The sequence below is a fragment of the Microvirgula aerodenitrificans DSM 15089 genome, assembly GCF_000620105.1.
In the GTDB taxonomy this organism is placed as follows: domain Bacteria; phylum Pseudomonadota; class Gammaproteobacteria; order Burkholderiales; family Aquaspirillaceae; genus Microvirgula; species Microvirgula aerodenitrificans.
The window spans coordinates 267,622-292,580 of the sequence record NZ_JHVK01000003.1 but is presented as its reverse complement, the minus strand read 5'-3'; the positions used below and the strand labels follow the sequence as shown (position 1 = coordinate 292,580).

At 64.7% G+C, this 24,959-nt stretch carries 29 protein-coding genes and 1 pseudogene; 28 read left to right on the top strand and 2 right to left on the bottom strand.

The annotated features are described in order from the left end of the window. Positions 1 to 17: 17 nt before the first annotated feature. Complete coding sequence (locus Q352_RS0105085; RefSeq protein ID WP_158537416.1) at positions 18 to 3,620, bottom strand: transporter substrate-binding domain-containing protein; 3,603 nt, start codon at positions 3,618 to 3,620, stop codon at positions 18 to 20. Positions 3,621 to 4,079: 459 nt separating this feature from the next. Here Q352_RS0105085 and Q352_RS0105080 point away from each other — a divergent pair, with 459 nt between their 5' ends. Together Q352_RS0105080 and nadC are read left to right on the top strand one after the other, a co-directional pair. Further along, positions 4,080 to 5,090 carry a nucleoid-associated protein gene (locus Q352_RS0105080; RefSeq protein WP_036385278.1) on the top strand — a complete coding sequence of 337 codons (1,011 nt, stop codon included), beginning with the start codon at positions 4,080 to 4,082 and terminating at the stop codon, positions 5,088 to 5,090. 70 nt (positions 5,091 to 5,160) lie between these two features. Further along, positions 5,161 to 6,000, top strand: coding sequence for a carboxylating nicotinate-nucleotide diphosphorylase (nadC, locus tag Q352_RS0105075; protein ID WP_028498396.1), 840 nt, complete (start codon positions 5,161 to 5,163; stop codon positions 5,998 to 6,000). A 161-nt stretch (positions 6,001 to 6,161) separates the two neighbouring features. On the opposite strand, the gene Q352_RS0105070 is transcribed toward nadC, so the two are convergent. Further along, complete coding sequence (locus Q352_RS0105070) at positions 6,162 to 6,872, bottom strand: XRE family transcriptional regulator (protein ID WP_051528694.1); 711 nt, start codon at positions 6,870 to 6,872, stop codon at positions 6,162 to 6,164. 217 nt (positions 6,873 to 7,089) lie between these two features. Here Q352_RS0105070 and Q352_RS24020 point away from each other — a divergent pair. From Q352_RS24020 to Q352_RS19900, 26 genes and pseudogenes are all read left to right on the top strand, one after another. Next, a pseudogene (locus Q352_RS24020) lies at positions 7,090 to 7,347 on the top strand (helix-turn-helix domain-containing protein); the annotation flags it as partial. 134 nt (positions 7,348 to 7,481) lie between these two features. After that, positions 7,482 to 7,604: a hypothetical protein gene (locus Q352_RS24265; protein ID WP_276324984.1), complete on the top strand. Its 123-nt coding sequence runs from the start codon at positions 7,482 to 7,484 to the stop codon at positions 7,602 to 7,604. Then, the gene (locus Q352_RS19935) at positions 7,605 to 9,617 is read left to right on the top strand and encodes a Mu transposase C-terminal domain-containing protein (RefSeq protein ID WP_244879556.1); all 2,013 of its coding nucleotides are present in this window, start codon (positions 7,605 to 7,607) and stop codon (positions 9,615 to 9,617) included. Positions 9,618 to 9,655: 38 nt separating this feature from the next. Continuing rightward, positions 9,656 to 10,402, top strand: coding sequence for an AAA family ATPase (locus Q352_RS0105060; protein ID WP_028498394.1), 747 nt, complete (start codon positions 9,656 to 9,658; stop codon positions 10,400 to 10,402). Further along, a complete protein-coding gene (locus Q352_RS0105055) occupies positions 10,399 to 10,704 on the top strand; it encodes a hypothetical protein (RefSeq protein ID WP_028498393.1) in 306 nt (101 codons plus the stop codon). The genes Q352_RS0105060 and Q352_RS0105055 overlap by 4 nt, the downstream gene beginning before the upstream one ends. Further along, positions 10,701 to 11,312, top strand: coding sequence for a DUF3164 family protein (locus Q352_RS0105050; protein WP_028498392.1), 612 nt, complete (start codon positions 10,701 to 10,703; stop codon positions 11,310 to 11,312). The genes Q352_RS0105055 and Q352_RS0105050 overlap by 4 nt, the downstream gene beginning before the upstream one ends. 188 nt (positions 11,313 to 11,500) lie before the next feature. Continuing rightward, positions 11,501 to 11,932 carry a Mor transcription activator family protein gene (locus Q352_RS19930; RefSeq protein WP_036385411.1) on the top strand — a complete coding sequence of 144 codons (432 nt, stop codon included), beginning with the start codon at positions 11,501 to 11,503 and terminating at the stop codon, positions 11,930 to 11,932. A 93-nt stretch (positions 11,933 to 12,025) separates the two neighbouring features. Further along, entirely contained in the window at positions 12,026 to 12,433 is a 408-nt protein-coding gene (locus tag Q352_RS0105040) for a M15 family metallopeptidase (protein ID WP_028498391.1), read from the top strand. Then, on the top strand, positions 12,433 to 12,663 hold the full coding sequence (locus tag Q352_RS0105035; RefSeq protein WP_028498390.1) for a DUF2644 domain-containing protein: 231 nt from the start codon (positions 12,433 to 12,435) through the stop codon (positions 12,661 to 12,663). The genes Q352_RS0105040 and Q352_RS0105035 overlap by 1 nt, the downstream gene beginning before the upstream one ends. Then, positions 12,656 to 13,267: a hypothetical protein gene (locus Q352_RS19925; protein WP_051528692.1), complete on the top strand. Its 612-nt coding sequence runs from the start codon at positions 12,656 to 12,658 to the stop codon at positions 13,265 to 13,267. Before Q352_RS0105035 ends, Q352_RS19925 begins: the two co-directional genes overlap by 8 nt. Further along, the gene (locus Q352_RS19920) at positions 13,260 to 13,448 is read left to right on the top strand and encodes a hypothetical protein (protein ID WP_036385276.1); all 189 of its coding nucleotides are present in this window, start codon (positions 13,260 to 13,262) and stop codon (positions 13,446 to 13,448) included. The genes Q352_RS19925 and Q352_RS19920 overlap by 8 nt, the downstream gene beginning before the upstream one ends. Then, positions 13,448 to 13,651 (top strand): TraR/DksA C4-type zinc finger protein, encoded by a 204-nt coding sequence (locus Q352_RS22705; protein WP_211249603.1) that lies wholly within the window; start codon positions 13,448 to 13,450, stop codon positions 13,649 to 13,651. Before Q352_RS19920 ends, Q352_RS22705 begins: the two co-directional genes overlap by 1 nt. Then, entirely contained in the window at positions 13,651 to 13,875 is a 225-nt protein-coding gene (locus Q352_RS0105015; protein WP_028498388.1) for a hypothetical protein, read from the top strand. The genes Q352_RS22705 and Q352_RS0105015 overlap by 1 nt, the downstream gene beginning before the upstream one ends. Positions 13,876 to 13,877: 2 nt before the next feature. Next, positions 13,878 to 14,378 carry a DUF1804 family protein gene (locus Q352_RS0105010; RefSeq protein ID WP_028498387.1) on the top strand — a complete coding sequence of 167 codons (501 nt, stop codon included), beginning with the start codon at positions 13,878 to 13,880 and terminating at the stop codon, positions 14,376 to 14,378. After that, the gene (locus Q352_RS19915) at positions 14,371 to 16,134 is read left to right on the top strand and encodes a hypothetical protein (protein ID WP_051528691.1); all 1,764 of its coding nucleotides are present in this window, start codon (positions 14,371 to 14,373) and stop codon (positions 16,132 to 16,134) included. The genes Q352_RS0105010 and Q352_RS19915 overlap by 8 nt, the downstream gene beginning before the upstream one ends. 11 nt (positions 16,135 to 16,145) lie before the next feature. Then, a complete protein-coding gene (locus Q352_RS0105000) occupies positions 16,146 to 17,726 on the top strand; it encodes a DUF935 domain-containing protein (RefSeq protein ID WP_028498386.1) in 1,581 nt (526 codons plus the stop codon). Further along, entirely contained in the window at positions 17,713 to 18,996 is a 1,284-nt protein-coding gene (locus Q352_RS19910) for a phage head morphogenesis protein (RefSeq protein WP_051528690.1), read from the top strand. The genes Q352_RS0105000 and Q352_RS19910 overlap by 14 nt, the downstream gene beginning before the upstream one ends. Positions 18,997 to 19,100: 104 nt before the next feature. Further along, complete coding sequence (locus Q352_RS0104990) at positions 19,101 to 19,589, top strand: phage virion morphogenesis protein (protein WP_028498385.1); 489 nt, start codon at positions 19,101 to 19,103, stop codon at positions 19,587 to 19,589. A 330-nt stretch (positions 19,590 to 19,919) separates the two neighbouring features. After that, positions 19,920 to 20,972: a phage protease gene (locus Q352_RS0104985; protein ID WP_211249602.1), complete on the top strand. Its 1,053-nt coding sequence runs from the start codon at positions 19,920 to 19,922 to the stop codon at positions 20,970 to 20,972. Next, positions 20,969 to 21,373 (top strand): hypothetical protein, encoded by a 405-nt coding sequence (locus Q352_RS0104980; protein WP_028498383.1) that lies wholly within the window; start codon positions 20,969 to 20,971, stop codon positions 21,371 to 21,373. Before Q352_RS0104985 ends, Q352_RS0104980 begins: the two co-directional genes overlap by 4 nt. A gap of 9 nt (positions 21,374 to 21,382) precedes the next feature. After that, positions 21,383 to 22,288 (top strand): Mu-like prophage major head subunit gpT family protein, encoded by a 906-nt coding sequence (locus Q352_RS0104975; RefSeq protein ID WP_028498382.1) that lies wholly within the window; start codon positions 21,383 to 21,385, stop codon positions 22,286 to 22,288. A gap of 2 nt (positions 22,289 to 22,290) precedes the next feature. Next, entirely contained in the window at positions 22,291 to 22,773 is a 483-nt protein-coding gene (locus Q352_RS19905; RefSeq protein ID WP_036385273.1) for an HI1506-related protein, read from the top strand. 2 nt (positions 22,774 to 22,775) lie between these two features. Next, a complete protein-coding gene (locus Q352_RS0104965) occupies positions 22,776 to 23,195 on the top strand; it encodes a gp436 family protein (RefSeq protein WP_028498381.1) in 420 nt (139 codons plus the stop codon). After that, the gene (locus tag Q352_RS0104960; RefSeq protein ID WP_028498380.1) at positions 23,195 to 23,845 is read left to right on the top strand and encodes a DUF1834 family protein; all 651 of its coding nucleotides are present in this window, start codon (positions 23,195 to 23,197) and stop codon (positions 23,843 to 23,845) included. The genes Q352_RS0104965 and Q352_RS0104960 overlap by 1 nt, the downstream gene beginning before the upstream one ends. Continuing rightward, positions 23,842 to 24,030, top strand: a complete 189-nt coding sequence (locus Q352_RS0104955) for a hypothetical protein (protein WP_028498379.1) — start codon at positions 23,842 to 23,844, stop codon at positions 24,028 to 24,030. The genes Q352_RS0104960 and Q352_RS0104955 overlap by 4 nt, the downstream gene beginning before the upstream one ends. After that, positions 24,030 to 24,959, top strand: a 930-nt coding sequence (locus Q352_RS19900; protein WP_036385380.1) for a tail sheath protein, incomplete at its 3' end; no start/stop codon positions are given. The genes Q352_RS0104955 and Q352_RS19900, both read left to right, overlap by 1 nt.

Here is a 24,959-nt window from a genome sequence, read left to right as displayed (position 1 = left end):
CAATGGGCGGCAGGGCATCAGCCCTCCGCCCGGTCCAGCACCGAGAGCCGCTCCAGGATTTTTGCGTTCAGGGTGAGCACGACCTGCTGCAGTCGGGCAACCCCTTCGGTCATCGCCGGGTGTGAGCCGGACGCGCTCGCCTGTTCGACCGCTTCGCAGGCATCGATGAAAGCCGGATAGTCGATCAGCCGGGCAGGGCCCTTCAGTCGATGGCCCAGCTCGCCGAGCGCGCGGAAATCCTGTTGCCGCCATGCCTGCCCGATGCGGGCCAGGTCGGCATCGTTGCTGTCGCGCCACTGGGCCAGAAAGGTCCGTTCGGCATGCCGGTTGCCATGGAAGGTCTCGTCGAGCCGGTCCAGCGAGACGGCGTCGGCCGAAGGATGCGCTGGGTGGGCAGGCAACTGCTCCGAAATGATGTCCACCAGCATGTCGATGTCGACCGGTTTTGACAGGCAGATGGTCATGCCGGCATCCGTCGCATCGCGCAGACTCTCGGGCTGGGTGTTGGCCGTCAGGCCGATAATGATCATGGCTGCGCGCCCCTGGCGTGCTTCGTCGGCCCGGATGGTGCGGGTCAGGGCCTCGCCGCTCAGGCGGGGCATGTAGCTGTCGGTTATCAGCAGGTCGAATTCGTCGGCGCGCCACCTGTCCAGCCCGTCCTGACCATCGATGGCCTCGACGACCCGGCACCCCAGATACTCCAGCTGGTTGCGGAGCACGATACGGTTTGCCGGGTGATCGTCAACGATCAGGACGCGCAGGCCGGAAAACCGCCCTTCCACCATCTGGCCGTCATTCTGGTCCGGGCGCTCGGCCTGGACTGCCGGTCGTGGCGCGATATCGAGCCTGACCTGGAACGACACGGTGGTGCCCTTGCCCGGCGTGCTTGCCATGCTGATCTCGCCCCCCATCAGATCGATCAGCTGCTTGCAGATCGCCAGACCCAGTCCGGTGCCGCCACAATGGGCGCGGCTCGGCAACTGGACGAAGGGCTGGAACAGACCGGCCTGCTCGGCCGCATCGATGCCGACGCCGCTGTCGATGACACTGACGCTCAGCTGTACCTGGCCCGATCCCTGCGGCTGGAGGCTGCTGGAAAGCCTGATGCCGCCGGAATGGGTGAACTTGATCGCATTGGACATCAGGTTGGTGATGATCTGACGCAGCCGTACCGGATCGGCCATGACCCAGCAGGCCAGCGTCGGATCCGCATCGATGTCGAACGCCAGCCCCTTCTGGCGCGCCAGTCCGTGAAAGACCCGGGCCGTGCTGTCAACCAGCGTGCCGAGCTCGACCGGGCGTGGAGCCAGATCCAGCTTGCCGGCCTGTATCTTCGAAACATCGAGGATATCGTCCAGCAGTGCCATCAGCTGTCGGGCGGCATGGCAGGCGGTATCCAGCGTCTCGCGCAGCTTGTCCGGTGGTGGCGGCTGGCGCAGCGCAAGGTCAAGCAGGCCGATGATGGCGTTCATCGGTGTGCGGATCTCGTGGCTCATGGTCGACAGGAAGGTGGATTTGGCCCGGTCCGCACTTTCCGCCGCATCCTTGGCGACCTTCAGTTCCTTTGCCAGCCGGGCCCGTTCGGTAATGTCGAGCCAGCCGCCCAGCTGCCCGCGCTGACGGCCGTCGGCAGCATAGAACGGGGTCGTCCAGAACAGCAGGTCGATCTGCTGGCCAAACCGGGTGACCTGCACGTCCCGGAAAATGGGACGGTCTTCTTCCAGCGACTGGCGGTACAGCGCCATGATGAGGCGTACCGAGGCATCGTCGATGGTCAGGTCGGGCACTTCATCGAGGCGGCGGCCGACCAGCGCCGAGCCGGGGCGCTTGTTGAACGACAGGTACGAGCGGTTGCAGCTCAGCAGCTTGCCTTCCAGGTCGCGGACGACCACCGGCTGCGGGATGCTGTCGAGCAGGGTGGACTGGAAGGCGAGCTGGTCGCGCAATGTGCGCTCCGCGCTTTTCCGGCGGCGGACCTCCCGTTTCAGGGAGTGGCTCCACAGCAGGATCATCAGCAGGGCGGCAACGACGACCGCCGCCGCATAGAACAGCAGGTCGCTGTAGCGGTCCCAGCTCGATTCCGGATGCGGGCGGCTGGTCAGCCAGCGATGCCGCAGCGACTCAAGCTCGCTGGGCGACAGGCTGATGATGGCCTTGTTGACGATATCCAGCAGCTCCGGGTGGTGGGGGGCAATGCCGAGGCTGATCGGTCGCGGCAGATCGCCGGCGGTGCCGCTGATGACCAGGCGGTTGTGATGGAACTGGTTGAGACGGTAATTGGCGATGGAGATGCTGACGATGGCAGCATCCACCTTGCCGTTGGCCAGTTGCTCCAGTGCTTCCCTGGCCGAACTGGCCGGGTGGACGGTGACGCCCCGGTATTGTCGGCGCAGCGTGTCGTGGAGCGGATTCATCGTCATCACGGCAACGGTCTTGCCGGTCAGGGCGCCGATATTGCGCAGGTGCGCTTCGCCCTTGCGTGTAACGATGACCATCAGGTCGCTCAGGTAGGGAAGCGAGCGCAGTGGCAGGTGCTTGTCCGGTGGCATCTCGTACATCGAGGACAGCAACTGGGCCTTGCCCTGTGCCAGCGCTTCCCGCGCCCTGGCCTGGGTATCGTACAGCGTGCCGGTGAATTTCAGACCGGTGCGTTCGCCGATCAGGTTCATCACGTCGACCGACAGGCCGGCTGGCTGGCCATCCCTTCCGCGGAAGATGAAGGGTGGCATGTCACTGATGCCGGCGTAGCTGACGACCGGGTGCAGGCTGATCCAGTTCTTCTCCGCGGCCGACAGCTGTACCTTCGTGATCGGCTGCATGTGGTTGGCGAACGTCTCCCAGCGTGCGCGTGCTTCCACCTGGAATGTGGAGGGCAGGGCCATGAGCGCCTTGTTGACCATGTCCAGCAGTACGGGCTGGCGGTTGCTGACGGCAAAGGAAAAACCATCCTCGTCGAAAGCGGCGAAATTGGTAATTTTCAGGTTCAGCAATTGCAGCTGGTCAATATCGTAGTTGGAGACCGTCATGTTGCCGATATAGGCATCGGCGTCGCCGAAGGAAACGGCCTGCAATGCCTCGATAATTCCCCGGTAGGGCTGATGACGCCAGTCGGGATAGTATTTTTTCAACTGGCCGGGCTGTATGTGCTCACGGACGAAAGCGAGTGTGGGGGCGGTGTTTTCATCATGCCGGGCAAGTGCCGGGGATCGCTCGACGATAGCCAGCTTGTTGGGAATGTAATTGTGTGAATAAAGAATGTCTTGGTTTTCCTGGCGCATGTGTGCGGTGGTCACGACATCGATTTCGCCATTGCGCAGCGCGGCTTTCATTTGTGTCCGGGATGGATATGGCCGCCATTCTATATTCACTCCCAGTTCGCGCCCGACTGCTTCGAGGTAGTCGACGCTGATGCCCCGGTATCTGCCTTCAAAGTCGACCAGATCAAAGGGGGGCAGGTCGTTGGGCACCAGCCCGGCCACGATTTTCTGGCCGTGGCTGCTCAGCCAGGCCTGATCGGCCTGATTGAGCGCGACGGTGGCCCGGGCCGGGGAGGCATCGGCATGCGCCGCTTGCGGCGATGCCTCCCGGCTCTGGCCCAGGCCGGGGACAAGGAGTGCCATCAGCAGGATGGCGGTACGAATCAATCTGGATGGCTGCATATTTTGGCGGTGTGGTTCACTGATGCAGTCATGTATTCCCGCTGCTTTCGCGGGGGCGGGTATTTCAGGAAGAATCTTTGGCATGGTGCGACGGGCTGTGCAGCGACGCGATTGATTGATCATCCACGGCTGGAACGGGTTTTGCAATCCTGGCAAATTATGCATGCGTTTCTGTTTGCCGTGGGCGGTAATCTTGATTCGCTTGAGATTTTATGTCATGAGGCTAATGGATAACCGCTATTTGAATTTCACGCGAAAACAGAATTCAAAAAAAACCGGTGCCAATATCCGGCCGGCGCCATCACTTTTCCTTCCCCGCGTGGTGGTGCCCGGCTCCTGTGGGCACGGTCGTGTTGTCAAGTGGCCTCGTGCTGGGAATAATTGCGCCTTGCAACGATCACACCAAGGAAGTACAGCAACATGGACGAACCCAGCGTAGAGCGATTGGCAGTGCATCGTGTCGGCAACCTGTCCCGCGGAGAGCGCCTGCAGCTGTCCGATCGGGCCACCGAGGTTGACGAGGCGGTGTCGGACCTGATTCTGGCGGGCTACCTGAAGGGGATCGTCTCCGACAAGCGCAAGTACCAGTTTTTTCACGAGTCCGATCTGAACCAGAACGAGCTCTATCATTTCACCCGTCAGTTCTTCCGTGGCGAGCTGGATTTCCTGGCCGTGTCACAGCGGATCGCCAGGCATCTGCAGGCGCATTCGCAGCATCCGAACATTCGCGAGGGGGATCTGCTGGTCATCCTGTTCAACGGCCTGCCTTATGGCGAAGGCACCCAGCGTGGTCTGGGCGTGTTCAAGTCCGAGGTCCGTGACGATTTTCTGACCGTGATCGAGTCGGCCAATGTGTTCGATGTGTCGCATGCGTCGGGGATCAACCCGCGTCTGATCGACAAGGGGGCGCTGATTCTGGAAAACGGGCCGACGGTCTATGCCGTCGACCGGCTTGGCAACCAGACCAAGTTCTGGCTCGACGATTTCCTCAAGGCGCTGCGCGTGCCGGATACCGGCTCCAGCAGCAAGATGATGGTGGAAGTGCTTGACCAGCTGTCAGATGACATTGACGACCCGTCCGCACAGGCGCGCTTCAAGGACGAGGTGCTGACGCTGTGCCGTGAGGAAACCGATGTGTCGCCGCGTCAGGTGGCGGCCATGGCCGAGAAATTCGTGCCGCGCGAGCACGTCAGTCAGGCACTGGACAATGCGGCCGAGTCCTATGGCTTTGCGCTCGACCATGATGCCGGCCTGCCGGCGCAACGGGTGTTCAAGCGGCTGGAGCGGACGTGGAGCAAGGTCGGGGTCGGCCATGGCATCAGCGTGCTGCTGCCATCCGAGCTGAGCCTGCAGGGCGTGCGTTCCAGCGATGATGACGAGGGCGAACTCACGCTGACCCTGACGCTGCTGCGTCGCCCGCCGAACGAGTAGCATGCTGGCGGCGGGGCGCCGACGCGGCTAGACTCGGCCTCTTTCCGCCCTGTTTCCGGAGTCGCTTCCCATGCCCGTCCTGCCTGCCGCCCACCTGATTGCCCGTGATGTTGCCACTGCGCTGGCCGAGGATATCGGCGCGTGTGACTGGACGGCCAGTCTGGTTGCCGCCGACGCGCAGGGCCATGCCACGGTACTGGCCCGGGAACCGGCCGTTATCGCCGGCATCGCCTGGTTCACCGAGTGCTTCCGCCAGGTCGAGCCGGCCGTGCACATCGTGTGGCGGGTTGCCGATGGCGACCGCGTCGAATCCGGCACGGTGCTGTGCGAGCTGGACGGGCCGGCCCGTGGCCTGCTCAGCGGAGAGCGCTGTGCACTGAACTTCCTGCAGTTGCTGTCGGCGACCGCGACCGCGACCCGCCGGCATGCCGACCTGGTTGCCGGCACCCGGGCCCGGGTCTACGACACGCGCAAGACCCTGCCGGGCCTGCGCCTGGCGCAGAAGTACGCCGTTTGCGTCGGTGGGGGCGAAAATCAGCGCATCGGCCTGTACGACGGTGTGCTGATCAAGGAAAACCACATTGCCGCTGCCGGCGGCATCCGCGAGGCACTGGCACTGGCAGCCGCCACGGTGCCGGCCACGGTGCCGGTGCAGATCGAGGTGGAAACGCTGGGTGAGCTCGAGCAGGCACTCGAAGCCGGGGCAACCCTGGTGCTGCTCGACAACTTCGATACCGACGGTCTGCGTGCCGCCGTGGCACTGACCGCAGGCCGTGCCCGGCTCGAAGCCAGCGGCAATGTCAACGCCGACACGCTGCGCGCCATCGCCGAAACCGGCGTCGACCGGATCTCCATCGGCAAGCTGACCAAGGACGTACAGGCCATCGACCTGTCGATGCGTTTCGCCTGATGTGGGCTGCTCACCTGTCTGTCACTCCCCGTCCATAGCGCCCGGATCTGTCCGGGCCTGTCGTGGCGCGGGTTGCGGCGGATCGGGGGCGGGCGGTGTCTGGCGCGGGCGGGGCGGTGCCGGCGCGGTTTTGACGCGCTGTGTGACACCGCCCGCATCGTTCAGGCGATCTGGCGTCCGAACCAGACCACGCGGCCGATGATGGAGAAATCGTCCGGCGGGTTGTGGCTGTCGACCGAAAACGGCTTGTAGGCCTCGTTGGCGCTGGAGATTTCCAGTGTGCCACCGGGTAGCCGCTGCACGCGCTTCACCACCAGATCCCCGTCGATGCGCAGCACGAACAGGCCGCTGGTTGCAGAGGTATCGCTGCGGTTGATCAGAATGACGTCCTTGTCATTCAGTACCCCCTCCATCGAATCCCCCTTGACCGAGATGACCGACAGGTCGTGCGGGTCCGCATGCAGGTAGTTGACGATCCAGTAGCGGCGGAACGCCATGGTGAACACCGGCTTCTCGCCGTCGCTCGCCGCACCGTGCCCGGCCGATGCCTGCAGATTGTAGCGGGGGACGAACACGAACTCGTCCAGATCGACCGGACTGCCCAGCGTGTCCAGGCACAGACACTGCTCGGCCTCGGGCAGGGGCGCCCCGCGCAGCATCGCGCCTTCACCGGTCAGCAGCCAGCCCGGATCGACATTGAACTGCGCGGCCATCGCCCGCAGCAGCGACGGCTTCGGCTCGCGCTTGCCATCCTCATACAGCTGCAGCGAACTGCGCGTCATCTGCAATTGTTGCGCGAAATCGTCGCGGGACATGTGTGCGACCTGATCGCGCACGACACGGATACGGTCGCCCAAAACAGGGAACTCCATTCGGGGTTTGCCGTAGGAACCCAGAATCGACTCTTTGGCGACGACACCCCGTTCGGGGTTTGCGTCAACCGCCTGATTCGAATAAGTATTCGCCATTTAAACCTCGATTAGTGTTGCAAACGACCCCGAAAAAAGACAGAAATATCTCAAAAGCGGTTGTTGTGTGTTTCTTCTGGGGTTAGCATGCGCTCATGAACTCACCCGAAAGGAGTCATCCATGAGTGCATCACACCCGCCAAAAAAGCCCGCCCACGACTGGCATCGGGCGGACATCGTCGCAGCCCTGCACAAGGAGGGCTGGTCATTGCGGGAGTTGTCCCGGCAGAGCGCATTGAGTGCGGGAACACTGAAAGCAGCGCTGGATCGCCCGTGGCCGAAGGCAGAACGCATCATTGCGACCGCGATCGGGGTTGCGCCGGAATCGATCTGGCCAAGCCGATACAAACGGCGACATTTTAAGCCAGTTTTGTCACGCATTTCTGAGAGAACTGAGGAAACTCATCAACTTGGCGCACCCGAAAGTGGGCTTTCGACCACGGTTGATGACGTTTGCAGACCGAAAAGTCCGAAAACAACCCCGATTGCATTCCCGGGCAAGGAGCCGCTGCCATGCCAGCGTGCCTGAAGTCGCCCGCCCCCCCGTCGCCGGTCAGCATCAAGACCCATTACAGCGCGGCGGAACTGGCGGCACTGAAACTGCCGGGACTGCCGGCAACCGAGCGCGGCAACTAGCTGCTCGCCAAGCGGGAAGGCTGGGCATCGCGCAAGCGCGCCGGCCGCGGCGGCGGACGGGAATATGCGCTGGATGCCTTGCCGATCGGGGCGCGTGACTGCCTGCGGGCCCGGGTTGCCCGCCAGTTGCTGGCGACGGGGCCGGTCGTGGCACCGGCGCCGGCATGGCAGGAACCGGCGCTGCGCGAACCGGTTTCGCTGACCGGCCGCCAGCAGGGCGTGGAAGCCGCGCGCATGGGCGTATTGACGGCCATCGAGCGGCTGATGGGCAGTTGCGGACTCAGCAAGGAGCGCGCCATGCAGCACCTGCTGGCCAGCGTGCAGACCGGGCAGGCCGACGCACTGACCGTGGCGATGCTGAAGCGGGCCTGCGACGAACGCGGTCGTCGCCATGGCGACGGGCTGCCCGGCATCCGCACGCTGAAGCGCTGGTTTGCCCGCCGCGAAGCCTGCCAGCTGGCGCCGAAGGTGCGCCAGACCGACCTGTCGCTGCCGTGGTGGGCGCGGGATTTCCTCGGTCACTGGCAACAGCCGCAGAAACCGTCGGTCGAACTCGCCTACCGGCTGTTCGTCGCCGGGCAGCTGGCACAGGACCCGGAACGCGAACTGCCGAGCATCCATGTGATACGCCGTTTTCTGAGAAAGCTGGGCACGGTCAGCCGCGAAGCCGGCCGGCTTGAAGCGCGTGAACTCAAGCGCCTGCAGCCGTTCGTCCGTCGTGACTTTGCCGATTTGCTGCCGAACGACGTGTGGAGTGCCGACGGTCACTGCTTCGATGCCGAGGTCCAGCATCCGTTGACCGGGCGACCGTTCCGGCCGGAAATCACCAGCATTATCGACATCGCCACCCGGCGGGTGGTCGGCTGGTCGATCGACCTGGCCGAGTCGGGGCTGGCCGTGCTGGACGCGTTGCGGATGGCGGTCGGCCAGGCCGGCACGCCGGCGATCTTCTACGTCGACAACGGCTCCGGCTACGTCAACGCGCTGATGAAGGACGAGGGCACCGGCCTGATGGGCCGGCTCGGCATCAGCATGAGCCACTCGGTCGCCTACAACTCGCAGGCCCGCGGCGTGATCGAACGGCTGCACCAGACGCTGTGGGTCAGCGCGGCCAAACAACTGCCGAGCTATATCGGCGCCGACATGGACCGGCAGGCGCGGCAGCGCCAGTTCCGCATCACCCGCGCCGCGGTTCGCCACGGTGGCCGGCTGCCGATGATGGGCTGGGACGATTTCCTGGCCTTCGCCGGCGAACGGGTCGCCGAGTACAACGCCCGCCCGCACGCCAGTCTGAAAAAGCGCAGCCCGGATGCGGTCTGGACCGGTTTCGAGCAGCGCGGCTGGCAGGCGCAGCGCGAGGACGATGCCACGCTGGAACGCCTGTTCCGTCCGCGGCTGGAGCGGACGGTGGACCGGGGCCAGGTGCGGCTGTTCAACAACGTCTATTTCAGCACCGCGCTGACCGAGCTGCATGGCGAGTCGGTACAGGTCGCCTACGACATCCATGAAGCCGAGCGGGTGTGGGTGTACCTGCCCGATGGCCGCTTTGTCTGCCATGCCGACTGGAATGCCAACCGGACCGCGTACTTCGCCCGGCCGGTGATCGAGCAGAAGCGTGCGGCACGTGCCGAGGCCGCCCTGCGCCGGCTCGACGAGCGGCGTGATGCGGTCGAGGCCGAGCGTGACGGCAGGGCGGCACTGGCACCGGTCACGGCACCGGTACTGCCCGGGCTGGCCGGACGCGACATCGCCGGCGCCTTCGAGCGGCTCGATGCCATTGACGTGCCCGCTGCCGAAGCCGCGCCGCGCCGGCTTGCCCCCGCGCCGGCCGGCGACGACTTCAGCGTGCCGCCGACACCGGCCCTGCGCTATCGCGCCTGGCTGATGCTGGAGGCCCGCACCGCTGACGGTACGCCGCTGACGGCGCGGGAGGCCAGGTGGCTGGCCAGCTATGCCCGCAGCCATGAATTCAACGTGATGAAGCAGACCGGTCACAGCGACGCCACCGCGTAGCCGGCCCCCGGTACACCGAACAAGAAAGGACCGCGCCGATGAATCCCTGCGCACCGAACCGCATCGCCGCCATTTCCAGCCTCGACCTGGTCGCGGTGGTCATGGAAAAACTGCTGCACCGTCAGGACGGCCTGCCCGGGCTGGCGGTCTATTACGGCCCGTCCGGCTGGGGCAAGACCACGGCCACGCTGGCGGTGGCCAACCGCACCCGTGCCTATTACGTGCAACTGCGTTCCAGCTGGGCACGCAAGGATCTGCTGGAAAAAATCCTGCAGGAAATGGGCATCCGCCCGGTCGGCCGCACCACCCAGCTGCTGGACCAGATCTGCGAGCAGCTGGTCGCCAGCCGCCGCCCGCTGGTGCTGGACGAGTTCGACTATGCGGCGACCCGCGACGTGATGATCGAGCTGGTGCGCGACATCTACGAAGGCAGCCAGTCCAGCCTGCTGCTGGTCGGCGAGGAACGGCTGCCGCACAAGCTGAAGCGTCACGAGCGCTTCCATGGCCGGGTGCTGCGCTGGCTGCCGGCCGCTCCGGTCAGCCATGACGATGCGCGCCGGCTGGCCGACAGCTACTGCCCGGACATCCGCGTCGCCGATGACCTGCTGGCGCAGCTGGTCGCCCTGGCGCACGGCTCGGTGCGGCGGGTGTCGGTCAACCTGGTCAATGTGTACGACACGGCGCTGGTCGAGGGCTGGGACGAAGTCGACCGCGCGCAATGGGGCGAACGGCCGCTGTACACCGGTGACGCACCACGCCGGCGCGGGCGGGGGGAGGCCGGATGAGCACCCCGAACCGCATCCTCGACGCTGGCGTGACTGCACGGCTGGGCCTGCAGAACCGGGTACTGCGCCACCTGCGCACCCTCGGCGTGCCGGTGCTGGCCACCGGCCTCGATGACGAACTGACCCTGGTTGTCGCCGCCGTCGACGGCCGGCGGCTGCGCCGGCAGGCCAGCTGCGTGACCCGCCGCCGTACTGGCATCGGCGAGCTGTTCAGCATCCATATCGACGGCTGCCGGGTGACCTGGCTGGAAACGCCCACCCCCGACGAATCGACAACGAACCGACAACGGAGCAAACCATGAATGCCATTCCGCACGGCTACAAGCAGGACGCCAAAGGCCGCCTGATCCCGCTGGAAGCCATCAAGCCGATCGACCTGGCCCGCGATGAACTGGTCGACGACATCGTCGAGCGGGCCCGCACCCTCAGCCAGGCCCTGGCTGCATTCAAGGCTGGCGTGTTCGCCGACATCGGCGCCTTTATCGAGCTGTCGGCCGAGCGCTACGACGCCCGCGTCGGCGGTGCCAAGGGCAATGTGTCGCTGGTCGGCTTCGACGGCCGCTACAAGGTCCAGCGTGCCGTCCAGGACACGCTGACCTTCGACGAGGGACTGCAGGCCGCCAAGGCGCTGATCGACGAGTGCGTCCACGAATGGACTGCCGGTGCGCGCAGCGAAATCCGCGCGCTGATCAACGACGCATTCAATGTCGACAAGGAAGGCAAGATCAGTACCGGCCGCATTCTCAGCCTGCGCCGGCTCGATATCCACGACACCAAGTGGCAGCGCGCGATGGACGCGCTGAACGACTCGGTACGGGTGCAGTGCTCGCGCAGCTATATCCGCGTGTACGAACGCATCGGCGACAGCGACCAGTACCGGCCGATCCCGCTCGACATCGCCGGCGCGTGACAGGGTCACCATCGGCGAAGGCGATGAAATCACCCACCGGGTTAGCGCCGGCGTGACCGCCTAAGCTGCGCAGGACAATGAAACCGGTCATGCCCGGCCGGTTTCCCACTGCCCATATCAAAAGGAAAGCACATGACACGTCATCCGGCATCGGTGGCCGTCACCTGTCGGCCCGGGAGGCAACCGGCATGAAACTGGAACAAGTCGAATACCTGTTGCCGGAAATGGCCCGGCTGATCGCCACCCTGATCGGCCTGCCGCGCACGCTGAGCCTGATCGAGGCCTGGGGCGGGACCACCTTCCCGGTCAGCAAGAACAAGCGCCGCGACGGACAGATCCGCTACGACGCGCTGGCCGAAGTGGTCGGCGTCGAGGCGGCCGACATCCTGACCCGCCATTTTGGCGGCGAGGTGCTGGCGATTCCGCGCTGTGCGGCAGCCATGCGCGAAGTGCGCGACCGCATGATCCGCGCCGAGTTCGACGCGATGACGCGGGAACATGCCGCCCTGTTTGCCGCCAACCAGCTGGCACGCAAGTACCAGATGACCGAGCGCAACGTATGGCTGGTCCTGAAGAAAGCCGACCAGCTTGCCGACAGCACCCAGCCGGCCCTGTTCTAGCCTGCCGGCACCCGGCTTACTGAAGCCTGTCACCACGCCCCGCCCGGGGCGTTTTTTTATGCTGGTGCCGTTCCGTTTCCTGCGAATTTCATCATGGCAAGCCGCCGAATCGAAGACCTTCATCCCGACCTGCAGCCGTTGTGCACCGCCTTTCTGCGCCAGTGCCGTGCGGCCGGCATGGACCCGCTGATTACCTGCACGTACCGAGATGGCGCCGAGCAGGACGCGCTGTACGCGCAGGGCCGCACCCGGCCCGGTCCGCGCGTGACCAACGCCCGTGCCGGCCAGTCCGCACACAACTTCACCCTGGGTGGCAAGCCGGCCGCCCGTGCCTTCGACGTGGTGCCGCTGATCAACGGCAAGGCAATGTGGGATGCCGCGCATCCGCACTGGCAGCAGATGGGCCGCATCGGCGAGCAACTGGGCCTGAACTGGTACGGCAGGCCGACCGCCCGCTTCCGCGAGTTCCCGCACTTTGAACTGGCGAAGGGCGGGGCGTGATGCGCTGGTCCGAGCTGCTCACCCACGCCGACAGCGGCCGCCTGAGCCACACCAAACTGTGGGCGAACATCGCCAGCGCCTCGTCGACCGGCATGTTCATCTATCAGGGCATCCACGACACGCTGACGTCGGAAACCTGGCTGATCTACCTCGGCCTGGTCGGCGGCTATGCCGCCGCGCTGCGGCTGATTGCCGCCTGGCGTGTCAAACGGGATGCAAAAAATGATTAGCCAATTCCTGAGCACAACCACCCTGGCCACCGCCGGCCGCGTCCTGGCCATCGTGGTGCCGCTGGCACTGGCTGGCACGCTCGGTTACCGCCTCGGCAGCAGCCAGACCGCCAAAAACTACACCGCACAGCTCGCCGAGCAGACCGCCCACTACGACCGCGAACGCCAGGCGGTGGCCGATGCCCGTGCCACCGAACTCGGTGCCGCCCTGACCGAGCAACAGCGTCTGAACGACCAGGCGCACCAGGTCGGCTATGCGCTGATCGAGGCCCGCGCCGAACTGGCCAATGCCCGGTCTCAACTCACCCGGAGAATCGACAATGCGACCCGCTCTGATGGCGACCGCTTTACTGGCCTTGGCCCTGACAGCCTGCGCGTCTACCGCGCCGCCCTCGGCTACCCCGAGCGTGATCCGGATCTGCCCGCAACCGACGCCGGACATACTGCACAAGCCGGCTCGGCCACCGGCCCCGACGCCGGGTTATCGCCCGGTGACCTCATCGCGCACGCCGCTGACTACGGCCAGTGGTGCCAGCAACTGGATGTCCAGCTGACGGCTGTCGCGCGACTCTTCCCCGTTTCCCAGGGTGATACCCATGAATGAGCAACCGCAACAAACGGCCGCCACGCGTGCCGTGATCGACGAAATCAAAATCGCCGCCGCTCGGCTGGATGAGCTGCTCGACGACATTCCGCGATTCGGCGGTGACGCAGCCTGCGCACTGGCGGCGCGCGTCGCCCTGGAACAGGTACGGTCGCTGGCCATTCAGGGGGTGGGCGCCTGATGGACCAGTTCGACCAGGCGCAGGCGCTGGAGGCTCGCCATCGCGAGGTGGCACTGACAGCCCATCGTGAGCGTGCCGCTCGTCCGAGCCTGAGCCACTGCGCGGACTGCGGCGACGCGATCCCCGAGCCGCGTCGCCTCGCTGCACCGGGCTGTACCCGGTGCATCACCTGCCAATCCAGCCACGAAAAATGGAGCCGTTAATGGCTGAACAGAACAATGAACTGACCCGCGCACTGGGCCGCATCGAAGGCAAGCTGGACATGATCGTCTCCAGCCAGGCTGGCCAGGCCGAACGCCTGGACGCGATGGATGGTCGTCTACGTCACGTCGAGCAGCAGGCGGCCCGCGCCGGCGCCATCAGTGGTGCCATCGTGGCCGTCGGCACTGCGCTGGCAACCGAACTGGTCAAACGGACGCTCCTGTAGGCATGGCGCATTCCCCTGAGATCCGCGACCGAGTGCGTCGGCTGTACGTGTTCGAGCGCCTCGGCCTGGAAATGGCTGCGCTGCAGTGCGGGGTATCCATGTCGACGGCTGGGCGCTGGAAGCGCGAGGCCGAAACCGCTGGCGACGACTGGGACAAATTGCGTGCTGCCAACATCCTTGCTGGCGGTGGCATCGAGAATGTCGCCCGAGCCGCCCTGACCGGGTTCATGACCCAGTACCAGGCGACGATGGACACGCTGAACAGCAACGCCGAAATCCAGGCCGAGGCAAAGGTCAAGATGCTGGCGTCACTGGCAGACTCCTTCAACAAAACGGTCTCGGCATCACGACGCGTCCTGCCGGAGACATCCCAACTCGCCACCGCAATGGAGGTGGTCCAGGCGCTGGCCGTGTTTATCCGCGAGAACTATCCGCAACACGCGGCAGCGTTTGTTGAGATTCTGGAGCCGTTTGGCAACACCCTGGCCAAGAACTATGGCTGACATTTCCCAGCGAGAATTTCTGGCCGGCCTGCGCGAGCTGAAGGCGCAACTGGGCCGTGACATCGAGGCTCACCAAGGCGGATTGGATGCATCCCCCGATGCAATCGCAGCTCGCCGAAAACGCGTGCTGCTCGGCGACTTTCAGTTTTTCGCCTACACGTACTTCCCTCACCATATCCGTGGCGAGCCGTCACTGTTCCATGCTCACTTTTGCCAGCGTTTTCCGCAACTACTCAGCCAGGCTGGCGGTGTGACCGAGTGGTGGGTGGCGCCTCGCGGCGAGGCGAAATCGTCATTGTTGACCAAGATTGGCCCGGTCTGGTGCGCAGTCCACGCCTTGCTGCAACGGTCGGAGATTCAGCGTGAGGTCGGTTGGGATGGCCCGCCGCCGCCGTTCATTGACTACATCATCCTACTGGGAGCCGAAACCCGCCTGCCGACCAAACTGCTGGAGGTCATCAAAACCGAGTTGACCGTCAATGCCAATCTGGCAATGGATTTCCCGGAAGCGTGCGGCAAGGGGCAGGTCTGGAAGGTGGGCGAATTTGTCACGGCCGCCGGCGTCAAGGTTGAGCCGTTTGGCGCCGAGCAGGCAATCCGGGGGACATTCCATGGCGCCAGCCGGCCGAAGTTACTGTTAGGCGATGATCTGATTACTGATGCCGAGGCCAAGTCGCCGACCGAACGCGAGAACCGCTGGAACTGGCTGGGCAAGGCTATCGACTACCTCGGACCGCCGGACGGTTCAGTGAAGTACTTCGGCATCGGCACTGTGCTTGACCGCGACGACCCCATCAGCCGAGCCAAGCGGACCATTGGTCATATCGTTCACCACTTCCGTGCCATCGAGGCGATGCCGACCCGCATGGATATGTGGGAGCAATGCACGGCGATGATGCTCAATGAGGACAGGAAGGCAGAGGAAGCGGCGAATGAATCTGGCCGCAAACTGGCTGAGGCTGAATTGCCATCATTCCAGTTTTACACGGCCAACCAGGTGCAGATGGAGGATGGTGCGCGGATCTCCTGGCCGGCAGTGCGCTCGCTGTACTGGCTGATGCGTCAGCGCGCCAAGAATGCCAAGGCATTCAAAACGGAAATGCAGGGCGACCCCCGCAGCGATGAGGACAAAACGTTTGCCCGGCTCGAATACTGGGTTCATCGCCAGCGTGACTGGCTCATGTTCGGTGGCTGCGACCCGTCGATGGGCCGGGGGGAAACCTCTGACCCGTCGGCTATTCTGGTGGGCGGCTGGGACCGTGTGGCCAAAAAACTCCATGTGATCGAGGCGGCCATCAAGCGCCGTGTCCCGTCGAAATTGGAATCCGACCTCATTGCCGCCCAGCGTGAATTCCGGTGCCTGGCATGGGGGTTTGAAAACAACAACGCCTATGAGCACTCACGCCAGACATTCGTCCAGGCGGGGATGGACCAGGGCGTGCCACTGCCGCTGATCGGGGTGACCGCCTCTGTTGCGCCAGAGGTGCGAATCGACTCGCTGGAGCCGTATATCACGGACCCGTTCACCCCCCGCATTCTGTTCAACCCGGCCCTGACGCTGTTGCTGGCTGAGCTGGACACCTGGCCTGAGCCTCAGACCGGGCATCACTACGACGGGCTGAGCGCACTACACATCCTCTGGATGATCGCCTCCACCCGTGGCGGTGGCGCCGCCTTCGACTACACCCCCGTGCCACGTTCCAGTGGTCGCGATGACAACGACAGATTCGGCAGCTTTGCTGCCGGTGCCTGGTAGGAATGACAAATATGGTGCAAATCCTCGACCAGTACGGCAACCCCATCCAGCGCGAGGTACTCAACGAACCGCAAACGTCGCGGTTAGGCTGGGTTACGCACGAATTCGCCGACCATCCATCTCGCGGTCTGACGCCACAACGCCTGCATCGCATCCTGGAGGATGCCGAGCGCGGTGATATTGCCGCTCAGCATGACCTGTTCGTCGATATGGAAGAGAAAGATGCCCACATTTTTGCGGAAATGTCGAAGCGCAAGCGCGCGCTGCTGACGCTGGACTGGAGTATTGAGCCGCCGCGTGATGCAACACCCGCCGAAAGAAAACAAACCGCCCAACTGCAGGAACAGCTGCGCGACATTGCCGACCTGGACGACGTTTTTCTCGACGCCCTGGACGCCATTGGCCACGGATTTTCTGCGCTCGAAATTGAATGGCAGCGCCTGGGTAGTGACTGGCTCCCGCGCAGCCTGACCCACCGACCGCAGCGCTGGTTTCAGACCGCACAGACTGACGGCAATGCGCTGCGGTTGCGCGATGGCACGGCCGACGGCGCCGAGCCGTGGCAATTCGGCTGGGTCATCCATCGCCACCGCGCTAAATCCGGCTATTTGACACGCGCCGGTCTGCATCGTGTGTTGGCATGGCCGTATCTGTTCAAGAACTACAGCGTCAGAGACTTGGCCGAGTTTCTGGAAATCTATGGGCTGCCGTTACGAGTCGGCAAATACCCGGCCGGCGCCACCGATGACGAGAAAGCGACGCTGCTGCGCGCTGTCGCCGGCATCGGCCACAACGCGGCCGGCATCATTCCCGAGGGCATGCTGATCGAATTCCAGAATGCCGCACAGGGTAGCCACGAGCCATTTCAGGCCATGTCCGACTGGTGCGAACGCAGCCAATCTAAAGCGATTCTCGGCGGCACATTGACCAGTCAGGCGGACGGCAAATCCTCGACCAATGCGCTCGGTACCATCCATAACGAGGTGCGGCACGACCTGCTGGTTAGCGACGCCGGGCAGCTATCCGGCACGCTGACGCGTGACCTGTTGTACCCGATGGCGGTACTTAACGGGGGCCAGGTCGACCCGCGCCGCATGCCGCGCCTGGTGTTCGATACGCGCGAGCCGGAAGATCTTAAATTGTACAGCGAGGCGCTGCCGCCCCTGGTTGCGCTGGGTGTGCCGGTGCCGGTCAGTTGGGTGAATGACAAGCTCGCGATCCCGGCGCCGAAAAATGGTGAGCCCGTCCTGGTCGCCCCACGCCCGGACATGGCACTGCCCCCCGAGTTGCGTCCGAAACCGGCTCAGGCAGCGCTGTCCTATCGCCACGTCGCCCTGAATGACCAGGGCGAGGTGATCTATCCCGATCAGGCCGCACTGGATGCCGCATCGGTGCCTGACGCATTGAATGCTGGACTGGATGCGCTGATGGCCCCGGCCATCCTGGCGATCCGGGATGGTGCGACGCCGGACGATGCCATTGCAGCGCTGGCTGCAGCCTATCCCGACATGGACGATACGGCCATCAGCGAGATCCTGGCTCGCGCGATCTTTGTCGCTGATGTATGGGGCCGGGTGAATGCCCAGGACTGACGTCGACCTGTCCTACGCCATCGGCCTGCCGCCAGCCGAGGCAATCAAATACTTTGAGCAGAAAGGGTACGCCATCGGGTTCCGTTGGCAGGACGTCTGGGCCGAGGCGCATGCGCGGGCATTTACCGTTGCCGGCGTCACCAAACTCGACATCCTGACCGACATCCGCAACGGGCTAACCGATGCGCTGCGAAACGGCGGCACGCTGAGCGATTTCCAGCGGCAACTGCAGCCGATGCTGGAGGCACGCGGCTGGTGGGGGCGTGGCCGGGTTGTCGACCAGGCCACAGGTGAGGTTGCGGGCAAACGGCTGAACAGCCGGCGCCTGGAAACGATTTTCAGGCAGAACATGCAGTCGGCCTATATGGCCGGACGCTACCAGGAACAGTTGGCGGGCGCCGACCTGCGCCCGTATGGGGAATACGTGGCGGTCCTGGACGGCCGCACCCGGCCGGCACACCGCACACTGCACGGCCGTGTGTTCCGGCTCGACGATCCGTTCTGGCGCACGTTCTACCCACCGAACGGCTGGCGCTGCCGCTGCCGCGTGCGAACCCGCAGCCAGCGTGACATTGACCGTCTCGATCTGCCCGTGTCATCAAGTGAGGGGCGGCTGGAAACGGTCGACCAGCCGATAGGCCGCGATGGCGAAACACGGCCGGCGGTGGCATTCCGAGGGCCGGATGGCAAACGGTTCACGACCGATGCCGGGTTCGGCTACAACCCCGGCCGCGCTGCCTACCAGCCGGAACTGGACGGCTACCCCGCCGACGTGGCCAGGCAATATGTGCGTGGCACGCTGACCGGCCCGGACTTTGCCCGCAGCTATCGGACACTGGAATCCCGGGTCGCCGAGCGCGTGGCCAGCGGTCAGACGCTGGCGCAGATGCGCGATGGACTGGTGGTCGGCCAGCGCTGGCCGGTGGCGGTGCTGTCGGATGAGTATCGAAAGCTGCTCCAGGTCGAGACGCAGACGGTGTGGCTATCGGATGACACGCTGGTCAAACAGGCTGTCAGCCGTGAGGGTCAGGATATCGGCCTGGATGACTACTGGCGGGTACAGGGCGTAATCGAGCGGGCGCAACTGATTGTGCGCCAGGGCGAACTGAATCTGGTGTTTGTTCGTCGGGCCGGCCGTATTTACCACGCGGTGGTCAAGGCGACAGCCAGCGGCCGGGCGTTGTTCCTGACGTCGTTCCGGGAGAGCAATGCACGTGCAGTATCAGCGGCAATGCGTCGCGGCGAGGTGGTGCGGAATGCATGGGAATAGACGCCGGGAGGGACTCCCACTGCACCCTCACGCGCTCCGCTCTGGTGAGCGGGCTACGGCCGGGAGTATTCACCGTGTTTCCGGCGTCTGCATTGAGTATAGCCATGATTGAAATCGAGATCGACGACCGACTGACTGCGGCTGCGCTGGAGCGCCTGGTCAAGGCAGCTAAAAATCCCGCCCCGCTGATGCGGGGTATCGCCGCCGTCCTGATGGACGCCGTCGAGGAGAATTTTGCACAGCAGGGCCGGCCTAAATGGCAGGGGCTGAAACCCGGCGGCCGCCAGGGGCAGATCCTGCAGGACACCGGTCGGCTGGCCAGCAGCATTTCCCCGTCGAGCGATGCCACCAGTGCGATGGTCGGCACCAATGTCAAATACGCAGCCATCCACCAATTCGGTGGCCAGACCCGCCCGCATGTGATCCGCCCCCGGAACAAACGCGCCCTGGCGTTTGGTGGCCGCGTGGTCAGGTCGGTCAATCACCCCGGCAGCAATATTCCGGCCCGGCCATTCCTGATGCTGACCGATGGGGACGAGGACGAGATCGAGGCGACGGCGGCGGACTACCTGCGGCGAGTCATCGACGGCTGATACTGAAAACGCTCAACGCGCGCAACCGGCCTCTGCGGCGTTTAATGAGGCAGGACGAGCGCTGATGCATGATATTTGTGTTGCATGGATTCTAACGGCCGACTAACGGGCTAGGATACGTAGTTCTGAACTAAGGAGCTGCCGCACATGAACGCTACCGAAATTTTGTCGAATGCAGGGAATATCATTGCCGTGATTGGTGGGATATTGGCGTAGCGCAAGTGAATACGAGAAGTTGAACAAGGTAGTCGAGGAAGCCAAATCCTCGGTGAAGCACAAGTCAAGCCCATCGCTAACCCACTGAACCAGTTCAGGTAAACCCCTTTCTTCATGACCCGCACACTGCGGGTCATGCCACATCTGCCCCCCCAAATCGCCGCCCTGTCGGTCGAAATCACCCCCGGCCAAAAGGCGGTCAAGATCCTGCCGGCCGGCGAATTCCGCGCCCGTGACGGCCGCCCGGCCGACTGCCCGCATTGGGTGCTGGACAGCGTCAACGCGGCGCTGCTGGTTGCCCAGGCCGCCGCCCGTCAGACCCGCTACGCATTCGACTACGAGCACCAAACGCTGCGCGCAGCCGATAACGGTCAGCCGGCCCCGTCGGCAGGTTGGTTCTCCACGCTCGAATGGCGTGAGGGTGACGGCCTGTATGCCACCGACGTCGAATGGACCGCGCGTGCGGCAGCCATGATCGACGCCCACGAATACCTCTACATCTCCCCGCTGTTTGTCTACACGCCCGACGGGCGTGTGCAGGAACTCATCAACGTCGCGCTGACCAACAACCCCGCACTCGACGAGTTGCCGGAATTGTCCCTGGCGGCCTTATCGCGCCTGCTTTCCCCCGTGTCACATGAAAAAAAGGAACCCACCGTGGATCTCAACGCACTGCTCACCCTGCTCGGTCTGCCGCCGGGGACGAGCGAAGAACAGGCTAAGGCCAAGCTGGCCGAGCTGAGTACCCAAGCCGGCAAGGCCAGTGAGCTGGAAACCCGTGTGGCGGCACTGTCGGCCACCCAGGTCGATCCGGCCAAACATGTGCCGGTCGATGTTGCTCAAGCGCTGCAACAGCAGATTGCCGATCTGACCGCCCAGGTCAACGGCCGCGAACTGGACGAACTGGTGACGGCCGCGCTGTCCGACGGCCGTCTGCTGCCCGCCCAGGAAAAATGGGCGCGCGATCTGGGGGCATCCAATGTTGCGGCATTGCGTGGCTACATCGAGACCGCCACGCCGATTGCTGCATTGTCCTCGACGCAGACCGGCGGTCGTCAGCCGGTCATCGAGACCGCCACGGAACTGACCGGCGATGCGCTGGCCATCTGCTCGATGTTCGGCAATGACCCTGTGGCCATCAAAGCCGCGATGGGGGGCGAGCAATGACCGCGACTACTCAGGATCGCAACACCCCGCACCGGGGCGCAGAACTGCTGGCCGTCCCGGTCGGTGCCGGTGTCGTCATCCCGGCCGGCACCATGGTGGCGATCAATGCAACCGGGTTCGCCGTGCCGGGCGCCACCTCGACCACGCTCGCCTATCTCGGCATGGCGGATGCCGCCGCTGACAACCGCGACGGCACTGATGGCGCCATCGTCGTCACGGTACGCCGTGGTCGCCAGTTCAAGTGGGGCAATCACAGCGGCGACCCGGTTACCCAGGCTGGCCTCGGCCGTAACTGCTACATCGTCGACAACCAGACCGTGGCCGCCAGCCATGGCACCAACACCCGCAGCGTGGCCGGCCTCGTGCTCGGTATCGACGCCGATGGCGTGTGGGTTATCTAAAGGAATCCCATGCTCGTCAATGCCTCCAACCTCAAGGCGATTTTTGTCAACCTGCGGACTGTCTTCAATGGCGCGTTTGCTACTGCGCCGAGCCAATGGCAGCAGGTGGCCATGCTGGTGCCGTCGACCGGCAGGCAGAACGACTACGCCTGGCTGAGCCGGTTCCCGCGCATGCGCCGCTGGATCGGTGAAAAAGCAGTCAAGGCGCTGGAAGCCTCGAAGTACACCGTCGTCAACGACGACTTCGAGGCGACCGTCGAAGTCGACCGCAACGACATCGAGGACGACCAGCTCGGCATCTACAAGCCGCAGGCCGAGATGGCCGGATTCTCCGCCGCTCAACTGCCCGACGAAATCGTGTTCGAGCTGGTGAATCGCGGCTTCGTGGAAGCCTGCTACGACGGTCAGTACTTCTTCGACACCGACCATCCGGTCGCTGGCAAATCGGTCACCAACAAGGGCACCAAAAAGCTGTCGATTGCCAGCCTGGCCGCCGCCCAAGCCAGCTACGGCGCCGCTCGCGCGGCCATGAAGTCGATGAAGGATGATGAAGGTCGTCCGCTCGGCATCACGCCGGACGTGCTGCTGGTGCCGCCGGCACTGGAAGACGTCGCCAATCTGCTGATGACGGCAGAGAGATTCGGCAATGACCAGAACCCGTATAAGGGTACGGCCAAGGTGGTGGTTGCGCCGTGGCTGATCTCGGATACCGCCTGGTTTCTGCTCGACACGACCAAGCCGGTCAAACCGTTCATCTACCAGGAGCGCAAAAAACCTGCGTTCGTCGAGCAGACCGACCCGCAGGCCGACGATGTGTTCAACCGCAAGAAGTACAAGTTCGGCGCGGAAGCGCGCGTCTCCGGCGGCTACGGCTTCTGGCAGATGGCCTACGGCTCGACCGGGACGGAGGCGTAACCATGGCCGCCCCGCGCAAAGACCGCCGGCCGGCCACCCCGGCCACCCCGGCCACCCCGGCCACCGACACCGCCTCGGCCGAGCCCGCTACGCTCCCGCCTGTTGACCAGGGCGTGCCGGACGAATCCGGCAGCGTTCAGCTCGACGCAGCTGGCGCTGCATCGCCGGCGCTGACTCTCGCGCCGAGCGAGGTACCACCGCTGGCTGCCCCGGGCGACACTCAGTCCATCGCCATCGAGGTGACGGCCATCCGTGACGGTTTCCGCCGCGCCGGTCGTGTGTTCGGCCGCATGCCGACCCGCATTGACCTCGATGAGCTGACCGAGGCCGAGCTGCGCATGCTGCTGGACGAGCCGGCGCTGACCGTCGCCCCGCTGGCCGTCGACGCTGCAACGGCCAACTGGTCGAAAACCGTCGCGGACAGCGTCATCCGTCTGCGCGACCTGCTGCTGGCCATGCGTGGTTCCGGTTCCCGGGAGCGCTGACCATGTATGCGACCCGTGACGACATGGTGGGCCGGTTCGGTGAGGGCGAGGTGATCTCCCTGACTGACCGTGTCCGGACTGGCGCGATCGACGACGGCGTGCTGATGACAGCCCTGGCTGATGCCGGCGCCGTCATCGACGGCTATATCGGCGGTCGCTACACGCTGCCGCTGGGCACGCCGCCGAAGATCCTGACCGGCTACGCGTGCGACATCGCCCGCTACCTGTTGAGCGGGAGCGGCCGAATGGTGACCGACGATTGTCGTGATCGCTACCGCGATGCCATCCGGTTTCTGGAACACGCGGCCGCCGGCCGGGTCACGCTGGGTGGTATGCCTGGCGGTGGCTCGGCGCCGGTCGGCCAGACCGTCCAGTTCGAGGCTGGCACCCGCGTGTTCGCTCGTGGTGCGGGGGCATTCTGATGATCGTCACCCGCACTGAGGACGCCATCATTGAGCGGCTGCGTCGTGGTATGGGCCGCATGGTTCGGCAGATCGGCAGCTATGGCGGCGAACTGGATGATGAACTGGGGATCGCCATCGGCAATTTCCCCGCAGCCTGGGTCACATTCGGCGGCATCACGAAAACTGAACCGACCGGCACGTCCCGCCAGAAGTTCAAGGCGACCGGGCAGTTCGTGGTCATGGTCGGCGACCGCAATGTGCGCTGCGAGGACGCAGGCCGCCGTGGTGGTGCGGGCCCGAACGAGATCGGCAGCTACTCGCTGGTCTACGCGGTGCGCCGGCTGCTGTCGGGCCAGGATCTTGGTCTGCCCATCGACCCACTGCTTCCTGCCCGGGTGCGCACGCTCTACAACACCCGCGGCCGCGGCGATGCGTTCTCGGTGTTCGCCTGCGAGTTCCAGACCGCCTGGATCGAGGAGCCGTTACCGCGTGGCCACTGGCCCAGCCCACAGACCGTCGACGACGCTGATGCCGTCATCGCCCAAAACGATGGGCGACTGGAGGAGCCGCCACCGGATTGGCTGCGCACTGGCCTGAACTATCACCTGATCCCGGACGATGGCATTGCCGACGCTCGGGACATCATCTCCACCAGGAGCAAACCATGAGAGTGACAGCCGCACCCGGCCTGCAGGTGCCGAAAGAGGGTCGCCCGCGCGACTACATCACTGACGCCGCCATCATTGATGTGCCCGACAGTGCCTATTACCGCCGGCTGGTCGCCTGCGGTGACCTGGTTGAACCGGACAGTGCCAAAACTGCCGCCAAACCCAGCCGTAAGGAGGCCGCGTAATGGCCAGCCCGAACGTCAGCTTCGACAGCATCCCGTCCAGCATCCGCAAGCCGGGCAAGTATTTCGAGTTCAACACCAAGCTGGCCGTACGTACCCTGCCGGGCAACCTGCAGAAGGTACTGGCCATCGGCCAGCGCCTGGCCAGCGGCACCCAGCCGGCCCTGGTGCCGGTCGACGTGTTCAGTGACGAGCAGGCCGCCCAGTTGTTTGGCCGTGGCTCTGCTGCCCACCTGATGGCGCACGCCGCCATCACTGCCAATCCGTACCTGCAGCTGACCGTGATTGCCGTCGACGATGCCACCGCCGGGATCGCTGCCAGCGGCACGGTCACGCTGACCGGTCCGGCCACCGGCGCCGGGATCGTCAGCCTGTATGTTGGCGCCGCCCGCGTTGATGTTGCGGCCAGCAGCGGCGATACCGCTGCCGAGCTGGCCACGGCCCTGAAAACCGCGCTGGCAGCCAAGGCTGACTTGCCGCTGACGGCGACGGTGGCGGCTGGCGTGCTGACGCTGACTGCCCGCAACAAGGGCAGCTTCGGCAACGACATCGTGGTATCGAGTGCGGTTTCCGCGCCTGGCGTCACGGCCACCGTGGCGGCAATGTCCGGTGGCGCCATTGACCCCGATCTGGCCGACGCTCTGGCGGCTGTGGTCGGCGGTGGCCACCACATCCTGGTCAGCCCGTTTGCCGACGGCACCAGCCTGACTGCAATCCGCGCCCACCTGGAATTTGTCTCCGGCCCGATGGAACAGCGCGGTGCCATTGGCGTGTTCGGCTGGCCCGGCACGCTGGCGACGGGCACCACGCTGGCGGGTCAGATCAACAGCGGCCGCATCACCGGTGCCTGGCACCGTGGCTCGGTGCGCCTGCCGGCTGAAATCGCCGCCGGCTACGCCGCCGTGCTCGCCTTCGAGGAAGACCCGGCCCGC